At 74.0% G+C, this 9086-nt stretch carries 9 protein-coding genes and 1 pseudogene; 3 read left to right on the forward strand and 7 right to left on the reverse strand.

Features of this window, described 5'->3' with window-relative positions; all coding sequences use genetic code 11:
• Window positions 1-90: 90 nt before the first annotated feature.
• Together MCM47_RS38745 and MCM47_RS44215 are read right to left on the reverse strand one after the other, a co-directional pair.
• Window positions 91-984, reverse strand: coding sequence for a ketopantoate reductase family protein (locus MCM47_RS38745; RefSeq protein WP_238949580.1), 894 nt, complete (start codon window positions 982-984; stop codon window positions 91-93).
• A 483-nt stretch (window positions 985-1467) separates the two neighbouring features.
• Window positions 1468-1902 (reverse strand): annotated as a pseudogene (locus MCM47_RS44215) (HD domain-containing protein); the annotation flags it as partial.
• Window positions 1903-1916: 14 nt separating this feature from the next.
• Between MCM47_RS44215 and MCM47_RS38755 the strand changes: the two are divergent.
• On the forward strand, window positions 1917-2819 hold the full coding sequence (locus MCM47_RS38755) for a LysR family transcriptional regulator (RefSeq protein ID WP_238949535.1): 903 nt from the start codon (window positions 1917-1919) through the stop codon (window positions 2817-2819).
• A gap of 23 nt (window positions 2820-2842) precedes the next feature.
• On the opposite strand, the gene MCM47_RS38760 is transcribed toward MCM47_RS38755, so the two are convergent.
• From MCM47_RS38760 to MCM47_RS38780, 5 genes are all read right to left on the reverse strand, one after another.
• The gene (locus MCM47_RS38760; RefSeq protein ID WP_238949581.1) at window positions 2843-3727 is read right to left on the reverse strand and encodes an IS5 family transposase; all 885 of its coding nucleotides are present in this window, start codon (window positions 3725-3727) and stop codon (window positions 2843-2845) included.
• Between the two features lie 217 nt (window positions 3728-3944).
• On the reverse strand, window positions 3945-4508 hold the full coding sequence (locus tag MCM47_RS38765; protein ID WP_238949542.1) for a TetR/AcrR family transcriptional regulator: 564 nt from the start codon (window positions 4506-4508) through the stop codon (window positions 3945-3947).
• Window positions 4505-4867, reverse strand: coding sequence for a DUF1304 domain-containing protein (locus MCM47_RS38770; RefSeq protein WP_238949582.1), 363 nt, complete (start codon window positions 4865-4867; stop codon window positions 4505-4507). Before MCM47_RS38770 ends, MCM47_RS38765 begins: the two co-directional genes overlap by 4 nt.
• A 310-nt stretch (window positions 4868-5177) precedes the next feature.
• A complete protein-coding gene (locus tag MCM47_RS38775; RefSeq protein ID WP_238949546.1) occupies window positions 5178-6014 on the reverse strand; it encodes a hypothetical protein in 837 nt (278 codons plus the stop codon).
• 688 nt (window positions 6015-6702) lie between these two features.
• Complete coding sequence (locus MCM47_RS38780) at window positions 6703-7533, reverse strand: trans-aconitate 2-methyltransferase (protein WP_238949547.1); 831 nt, start codon at window positions 7531-7533, stop codon at window positions 6703-6705.
• A gap of 169 nt (window positions 7534-7702) precedes the next feature.
• Here MCM47_RS38780 and MCM47_RS38785 point away from each other — a divergent pair, with 169 nt between their 5' ends.
• Together MCM47_RS38785 and MCM47_RS38790 are read left to right on the forward strand one after the other, a co-directional pair.
• Window positions 7703-8641 (forward strand): NAD(P)-dependent oxidoreductase, encoded by a 939-nt coding sequence (locus MCM47_RS38785; protein WP_238949548.1) that lies wholly within the window; start codon window positions 7703-7705, stop codon window positions 8639-8641.
• Window positions 8638-9086 (forward strand): sigma factor (locus tag MCM47_RS38790; RefSeq protein WP_305068049.1); only part of this gene is annotated, 449 nt, incomplete at its 3' end. The genes MCM47_RS38785 and MCM47_RS38790, both read left to right, overlap by 4 nt.

Here is a 9086-nt window from a genome sequence, read left to right on the forward strand (position 1 = left end):
CCACCGCCGCTGCAGAGTCGTCGAACTGACGTACCGTCATGACGCTCGGCGCCTGGGGGCGGTCCCCGGCCTCCCCCAGGCGCGCGTCGGTCACGCCGTCTTCGCCGCCCGGGCCTCGGTTGCTGCCGTCAGCTCGGCCACCAGCCGGGTGGCGAGCGGAACCGCGACGCCGTACCGCGCCGCGGAGCGCAGGAGCGCCCCGCCGACGGCGTCGAGCTCCAGCGGCCGGCCGGCCTCGGCGTCGCGCTGCATCGAGGACTTGGCACCGGCCGGGAACGCGTCGTACAGCGCCATGGTCCGCTCGGGGTCCGCGGGCGCGCCGCAGGCCCGGCTGACGGCGGCGGCCTCCTCGACCAGCGCCGTCAACTCCGCCCGGCGGTCGGTCCGCACGCGGCCGATGGTGAGCGCGTACCGGGTGGTGAGCAGCGCGAACGGCGCGAGGAAGGCGAGTTTGGCCCAGAGCGCCGACGACTCGTCCGCGATCACCCGGGTCTGCACGCCGGCGGCCCGGAGCATCCCGGCCGGCGCGGCGAGCAGTTCGGACGGCCCGGCCAGGTCGATCTCGGTGAACGGGCTGCCGTGCTCGACGACGCCGGGCGCGACCCGGGTCGACTCGACCCGGACCACGCCCGCGGCGACCCGCTGCGCACCGAACCGGCGGCGCAGCTCGGGCACGTGCTCGATGCCGTTGAGCAGCGGGACGACCAGACCGTCGGCGACCAGGCCGGGCGGCACCCGTTCGAGGGCGGCCGCCAGGCTGGTCTGCTTGACCGTCACCAGGCAGAGGTCGACCGGTTCGCGGAGTTCGGTGTCGGCCTCCACCGGGGCGGCGAACTCGCCGAACTGCGCGCTGTGCACCCGGATCCCGTCCTGGCGCAGGGTGTGCGCGGTGGTCTCGCCGGCGAGGCAGACGACCCGGTGGCCGGCGCGGGAGAGCAGGGCGGCGAGCAGGCCGCCGACGCCGCCGGGGCCGAGCACCGCCACCGTCCGGCGACGGCCGGGGGTGGCGGGGGCTCCGGGCGTGCCCTGGGCGTCGGGGAGGTCGCGGGCGCCGGCGAGGCCGCTGTGGGAGCCGGGCCGGCCGAGGGCGTCGGCGAGGCCGGGCGAGCCGGGGACGCCGCGGCTGTCGGCGGTGACCGCGCCGGGGCGGGACGGATCGGCCAGGACGGCCTGGCAGGCCGTCCAGGCGGCAGGGCTCAGCAGCGAGCGCAGCCGGGTGAACAGGGCGAGCAGGTCGGGCCCGACGGCCGCGCGGAACGCCGGGTCGGTCCGTGCGAGGTCGAGCTCGTTCGCGGCGGACAGCTCGGCGAAGTCGCGCCGCTGCGCGGCGTCCGGGGTGAACGTGCGGCCGGTGAAGCGGTCCCGGAAGGCGGCGTCCGGGTCCGCCAGGGTCGGGTAGGACGCGTTCCGGTCACAACTGGCGTACAGGTACACGAGGTTCTCGGCCTCGGCCCCGATCACCGACGCCAGTTCGGACCGGCGTTCGACGGGCAGCAGGGCGGTGGGGAAGCCGTCGGTTCCGTAGCAGGCGTGGCACAGCCCCGCGAGTCGGAGCTCGGGGCGGGCTCCCCAGGCGGCGAGTAGGCGGTGGACGCGTTCCAGGTGGGCCGACAGGTTCCCGCCGGGGTGGTCGACGGCCGCCGCGCCGAGGTCGTGCAGCAGGGCGGCGGCGCGGACGGCGCGGTCGTCCCGGTCGGCGGTTCCGCGCTCGTCGTCGGCGACTGGTGAGGTGGACAAGTGAGGTTTCCTCTCGGCGTGTTGCGGGTCGGCACCCGCCTGCCTCCGCCTCACGTCCGGATCGCGCGGAGGCCCGGCGGGTTGCCGCCCTTGGCCATGCAGCGATGATCGAGCCGTGGCCAACCCCAAGTCAATCCACCGGTTTACTGGGAGACACCCAAGCATTACCTTGGGTTCCCGTGACTCTTGACGACCTTCGCGTCTTCGCCGCGGTCTGCCAGGCCGGCTCCCTGAGCGCCGTCGCCCGCGACCTCTCCTGCACGCAGTCCGCCGTCAGCCAGCATGTGAAGCGGCTGGAGCGGGAGTTGGGCGTCAGTCTGATCGAGCGCCACCCGCGCGGGGTCGTGCCGACCCACGCCGGGCGCCTGCTGCGGACGGCGGTCGCCGACGGCCTCGGCGGGATCGACCAGGCGATGCGCCGGATCGGCGAACTCGCCCGCGGAGCAGGGGGATCCGTCCGGGTCACCACCGGGTCCACCAGCATCCGGCACTTCATGTCCGCGGCGGTCGTCGACTTCCGCAGAAGCTTCCCCCAGGTCAGCCTGGAGTTCCAGACCGAGACCTCGAACCGCAGTTGCTTCGACGCACTCGCCGCCGGCCGGGTCGACCTGGCCTGGATCACCCTCGGCTCCCAGGTCCGCGGCATCGAGCAGCGCGCCGTGGTCGAGCTGCCGTGGGTGCTCGCCGTCGCCGATGGCGATCCGCTCGCCGCCCGGGACGCCATCGAGCCCGCCGACCTGCAGGACGCCCGCCTGATCGGCTTGCCCCAGAACTCGGCCTCCCGCTCCCGACTCGACTCCTGGCTCGCGGAGTACGGCATCCGGCCGGTCTTCGACACCAGCGTCGCGGACTGGGACACCGCCATCCTGCTGGCGCAGCTGGGCCTCGGCCATGCCGTCGTACCCGCGCTGCCCGACTGGCAGGCGCCGGGCCGCCGGGGGCTGCGGCTGATCCCGGTGCCGGCGCTCCCGGTCCTCACCGCCGGCTGGGCGGTGCGCCACTGGGACACCCTCCCCCCGCCGGCACGCGCGTTCGCCGACACCGTCGCCCGCCACTGCGCCCGGGGGTCCGCCGGCGCCTGAGAAAGTGTTGGGTAATCGGATGATCACCCGTTCTTGAGGTCGTCGGCGAGGCGGCGGGCTGCTTCGGTCTCGATGGGACCGCGTGGTTCGATCTCCTCGCCGGCGAGCCGGGCGGCCATGAGCCGGATCATGGCGACCTTGATCATCGCTTCGGCGTGCGCGGTCTTGCGCTCGTAGTCCCTCGCCAACCGTCTGCACCGTCCCAGCCAGGAAAATGTCCGCTCGACCACCCACCTGCGGGGCAGCACCTGGAACCCTTTCACATCCGCATTGCGCGGCACCGCGACGATCTCCAGGTTCTCGCGCTCCGCCGCCCAGCCGACCAGACCCGCATCGACCACATTCACATACCCGCCGTCCACCCAGACCATCCCGACCTGCGGAAACCGGTCCCGGACGCCGGCGAGAACCAGCTTCGCGCCCGCCCGGTCCTGCACCGAGGCCGAGTGCACGACCGCCCGCAGCACCAGCCCGCAGGTGTCCACGAGCAGGTGCCGTTTGCGGCCCCGAACGCGCTTGCCCGCGTCGTAGCCGATCGCCTGCCCGCCCTGGTGACTGCGCACGGACTGCGAGTCCAGCACCGCCGCCGAGGGCTGCGGATCCCGGCCGTCCGCCACCCGAACCCGCTCACGCAACGCGTCGTGGACCCGATCCCAGGTGCCGTCCGCCGTCCACGCACGAAACCACCGGTAGGCCACGTCCCACGGGGCGAGATCGTGCGGGACCAGCCGCCAGGCGCAACCGCTGACCAGGACGTACAGCACGGTGTCCACGACCAGACGACGCGGGAACTTCAGCCGACGGCCCGCCCTCCGTGGGTCCCGCACCGGTAGCAGCGGCTCGATCACCGCCCACTGAGCATCCGTCAACGACGAGTCATAGGAAGGCTTGCACGCGCAGACACACATGGCGGTGATCTTCGCGGACAGCCCGACCGTGAAGATCACCGCCAGCGCACTACGCCATGGAGTTGATCAATTACCCAACACTTTCTGAGCCGCGGCAGGAGCGACAGGAGGGACAAGAGCGACAGGAGGGGACGGAGGGCGGGCGGCGCCCGGGTTCGCGGCGGTCACGGCCCGCCGCGTGGCATCCGGCCGGTATCCCCGCCCGTCGTCCGCTCGGTCAGAGCTGCGGCGTGCGGTGGAGCGAGATGAGCAGCCGCCAGACCTGGTGGGCGACCAGCTCCGGGTCGGCCTCGATCCGGCCGTGCAGCCAGTCCGCGAGCACGCAGGTGAAGGTGCCGGCCACCGCCGACGCGACCAGGTCCGGCGCCGGGGCTCCCGCCAGCGCCCGCTCGGTACGGCTGCGCTCGCGCAACTCCTGGCGGAGCACCAGGCCCAGCGGCCCGCCGCCACCCGGGGTGAGCAGGGCCCGGTGGAGGGCGGCGTGCGGCACCAGTTCGGTGAAGAATCCGGTGAGCGCGCCCGGCGGGGCGGCCGGGTCCGGGATGCCGCGCCAGGCGTGCAGCGCGTCCACCGCCTCGCGGACGATGTCGGCGCACGCGTCCACCGCCAGCGCCTCCAGGTCCGGGTAGTGGACGTAGAAGGTGGCCCGGCCGACGCCCGCCCGGCGGACCAGCGCGGCGACGCTGACCTCCGCCAGCGGGCGTTCCGCGCACTCCTCCAGCAGCGCCCGTCGCAGGGTGGCCCGGGTGCGCTCGGCCCGGGGGTCCTGGGCGGCGTTCATCGGGCCAGCAGGACGGCGCCGAGGGCGAGCGCCCCGGGCAGGGCCTGGGCGATCAGGATGCGGCGGTTGGCGGTGGCCGCACCGTAGAGGCCCGCCACGATCACGCAGGAGAGGAAGAAGACCTGCGCCTGGAACCCGGTCGGCTCCGCGGCGATGAGGCCCCAGACCAGTCCGGCGGCCAGGAAACCGTTGTAGAGGCCCTGGTTGGCGGCCAGCGGCGCGGTCGCGCGCGCGAGTGCGGCGTCGAAGCCGGAGAGCTTGCGGCCGGCTGCGCGCTCCCAGAGGAACATCTCCAGCACCAGGAAGTACGCATGCAGGGCAGCCACCAGGCCGACCAGGACATCCGCGGTGACCCGCATCATCGCCTCCGATTTTCATGGACGGGTGTCCATCATAGCCGGACACGTGTCCAGGAAGCTCACCCGACCGCGACTCCGGCGGGTCGACGATCCCGTCACCGCCGAGGAGACCTGCCGCACGCCGCCGGGGTGAGCACCGGACCGGCCCGCCGGGGGGCGGGCCGGTCAGGGAGCCGGGCCGGAGGGGGAGCGGCCCGATCGGGGGCGGCCGACCCGCCGACCCACCGGGAGCCGGCAGGGGTGCAGCGGTTCGGCCGGTGGGGGACGGAGCGTTCGGCCGGCGGGGCCGGGGCGTCGGGTCGGCGCGGTGTCAGGCCTTCGACTGCCAGTAGCGGAACTCCTCGACCGGCTCGCCGTCGAGCGTCCACGGCCAGGCGGTGACCGTGTCGCCGATCAGGGCGAAGGTGTCGGCGCTCTCGCGCACGCGGCCGGCCTGGGCCAGGGCGTAGGCGAGCAGGTTGAGGTCGGCCAGGGCGGCCGCGTGGCGGAGGTGGCCCGGGCGGGGCCAGTCCCGCAGTGCGCCGTCCAGGATGCGCACGGCCCGGTGGTTCGCCCACTGGCGGCGGACCAGCAGCGCCTCCACCCCGCCCTGGGCGCTGGTCCGGGAGTGCTCGTCGACCAGCGCGGCCAGCTCGACGCCGACGGCCGGCGCGGCGGACGGCACCGAGGCCCGGACCGTCTCCACGAAGTCCATCTGACTGCTGCGCGAACCGCACTCCTCCGGCGACAGGTAGCGCAGCATCTGCAGATGGGCCTCCCGGTTCCACGGGTCGCGCGAGGTGATCTCGCCCCAGACCGCGAAGAGGTCGCGCGAGTCGGCGCGCATCACGCGCAGGATCCCGAGCAGCACCACCCAGGGGATGGGGTCGGCCGGAGCGGCCTCGGCTGCGCGGTAGCAGAGTTCGCCGGCGGCACGGGCGTCCTCCATCTTCCCGGCCTGCCGGCCGCGGACCATCTCGACCCACGCCTCGAACACGAGCGCGTCGGCGCACTGCGGCCGGCGTATCCGCCAGGAACGCCCGATCCCGGAGCGGGAGGCGACCTCGGCGAGCACGGCGAAGCGGTGGGTACGGCGGTCCCAGTCCGAACCGGGTTCCTGGAGAATCCGCTCGACCTGGTCGATCTGAATGGCATCCTGCCCCGGCATACCGGGGGAATTCAGCATTCGCCGCACACGACCGAGCTTGACATCGTCGAGTTCCGGGCGCAGGCGCGGGCCGGAAGCCCTAAGTCTTCCAAAGATCGACACGCGCCGCAGCCTAGAGCCCGGTGCCGAATTTCGGATACCCCCTGGACGGAAATCGTTATTCCGCCGTTTCCGATGACCCTGCGGGGCCGCAGCGTGATCGGGGCCGGGCGGGCCACCGGCGGAAACGCCACGGGGCGGCGTCGCGAGCGCCATCGGCCGCCGTCCGTCCCCCGGGCCGGCCGAATCCCGGGAGCCGCGACGGTTGCAGTTCGCACCAATGAGGTAAGCGGTTGCACTTCACACCGAAGGCACCGCACGGTCGAAATCGGAGACCCACCCCGCGAAAGGGCGCACCGAACGCGCCCGCATTCCGCCGGTGCCGCGCCGCGGGAGACCTGACCGAATATCAGCACGGAACTCGCCGCAAGCGGATCGCCGGGCATCCGTCACGGAACCGCTCGCCGGCCGGGGCGATCACCTCCGCCCTGCTGCGCCCGCCGTGGTCGGCGGCGACGAGGTGTTGCCGATGCGTCGGGAGGGAGCGACCGGCTTTCGCGGCGTCAGGCGGCCCGCGCTGCGGGCCGGTCGGCCCGCCCGCAAGGCTCCCCGAAGGCGGCTCGGGGGGCGTGCGGACGCCGGCCGGCCGTCACGCCCTTCGGCGGGCGAGGAAGAGGTCACTGAGGTGCAGCATGTCGATGCCGCCGCCGCGGGCGTCGAGCAGGCGGGCGGTCTCGGCCAGGGCCTGTTCGCGCCGTTCGGCCGGCAGGACCCGGTACGACGAGATGGAGGCGAGGAAGTCGAGGTAGCGGTCGGTCCCGTAGTGGACGTCCTGGCGGAAGCGGAAGGCGCGCAGATCGGTGAAGCGGCCGTCGCGGCGGCACTCGGCCTCGGGCCAGAAGTCAGCCTCGCCGCTGCCGGCGTCAGCTCCGTAGGACGAGGCCGGCACGTTGTGCGGGGAGGTGGCGACGCCGTGGCGGCGGTCGACCTCGGCCAGTTCGGCGTACAGGTCCGGGTCCACGACTCCGTGCGGGTTCCAGAACAGGGCCACGGCACCGCCGGGACGGAGGGCGGCGTGAACCGCGTCCCAGCGCCGCCGCGGATCCACCCAGTGCCAGGACGTGGCGGCGAACAGCAGCCCGAACCGGCGGCCGGCCGGCTCCCACTCCTCGAACCCGCCCACCTCCACCTGCACGCGCGGGAACCGCGCGGTGTTGCGGCGCAGCACCTCGGCCATCCGCGGATCCGGCTCGACACAGGTCAGCGACACCCCGTGGGCGGCGAAGAGCACGGTGGCCTTGCCGGTACCGGCGCCGACCTCCAACGCCGCACCCCCGCGCAGGTCCGCGTAGGCCAGCACCTCGGACACCAGGGCGTCCGCGTACGCCGGGCGCCCCGCGTCGTACCGCCCGGCGGCCTCGCCGAACACCCTGCCGAAGGCCCGGTCGGGCGGCGTACCGGTGTGTTCCGCTGCACTCACGAGCACTCCCGGCTTCCTCGACCCACGGGCGGTCACCCTACCGGGGCCCGTGACACGCGGGCCAGCGCGGATTCCGGCTCCCAGCGTCGCCCGCCCTCCCCCGTGTCACAGACCGACGGGCTGTCTCGTCCCCGAGTGCGGAGGCAGTCTCCGGAATCGGGAAGGTGTGATGGTCATGCGGGTGTTCCTGGCCGGTGGGAGCGGGGTGCTGGGGCGGCGGCTGGTCCCCCGACTCGTGGCCCGGGGCCACCAGGTGACGGCGACCACGACGAGCGCGGCCAAGCTGGGTCTGCTGCAGCGGCTGGGCGCGGACGGTGTCGTGATGGACGGCCTGAACGCGGAACAGGTCGGTGACGCGGTCGCGGCCGCGCGGCCGGACGCGGTCGTGCACCAGATGACCGCGATCTCCGTGGCGCACGCCGGAAAGCCCGACATCAAGCACCCCGACCGTTGGTTCGCCCGGACCAACCGGCTGCGCCGGGAGGGCACCAGCCACCTGCTGGCGGCGGCCGAGGCGGCGGGTGTGCCGCACCTGGTTGCGCAGGGCTACGCCAGCTGGAACGGCATCCGCGAGGGCGGCTGGGTGAAGACCGAGGAGGACCCGCTGGACCTCCTGGAGGGGACGGCCGCGCAGGCCGGGCTGGAGGCTCTGCGCCGCGCCGAGGAGATGGTTCTCCGGTCCGGCGGAGCGGTGATGCGGTACGGCGCCTTCTACGGCCCGGGCGCCGTCGACGACCAGGTCGAGCTGGTCCGCAAGCGGCAGTACCCGCTGGTGGGACGCGGCACCGGCCACAGCTCGTGGATCCACCTCGACGACGCCGCGGGCGCCACCGTCCTGGCCGTGGAGCAGCGGGCGCGCGGCGTGTTCAACATCGTCGACGACGAGCCCGCCCCGGCGAGCGAGTGGCTGCCCCACCTCGCCGCGTGCGCGGGCGCGAAGCCGCCGATGCGGGTACCGGTGTGGCTGGCCCGGCTGCTGGCCGGGGACCAGGCCGTGGTGATGATGACCGAGGGGCGCGGGTTCTCCAACGCCAAGGCCAAGCGGGAGCTCGGCTGGCAGCTGCGTCACCCCTCGTGGCGCCAGGGCTTCCGGGAGGAGCTGGCATGAGCGGCACCGAGGAGTTCGAGGAGCTGCGGCCGCTGTTGTTCTCGATCGCCTACCGGATCCTGGGCAGTGTGAGCGAGGCCGAGGACGCCGTGCAGGAGACCTGGCTGCGTTTCGAGGCGTCGTCGACCCGGCCGGTGTCGGTCAGGGCGTTCCTGTCGGCGGTGGTCACCCGGATCTCGATCGACGTGCTGCGTTCGGCCCGCGTGCGCCGGGAGGCCTACGTCGGGCCGTGGTTCCCCGAGCCGCTGCTCGCCGACCCGTACGAGGACCCGGCGCGGTCGGCGGAGCTGGCCGACTCGGTGTCGATGGCGGCCCTGCTCCTGCTGGAACGGCTCAGCCCGCTGGAGCGGGCGGTCTTCGTGCTCCGCGAGGTCTTCGACTTCGGCTTCCCCGACGTGGCCGCGGCCGTCGGCCGCTCGGAGGCGGCCTGCCGCCAGCTCGCGGT

Origin of the sequence: Kitasatospora sp. A2-31, assembly GCF_022288725.1 — a bacterium.
In the GTDB taxonomy this organism is placed as follows: domain Bacteria; phylum Actinomycetota; class Actinomycetes; order Streptomycetales; family Streptomycetaceae; genus Kitasatospora.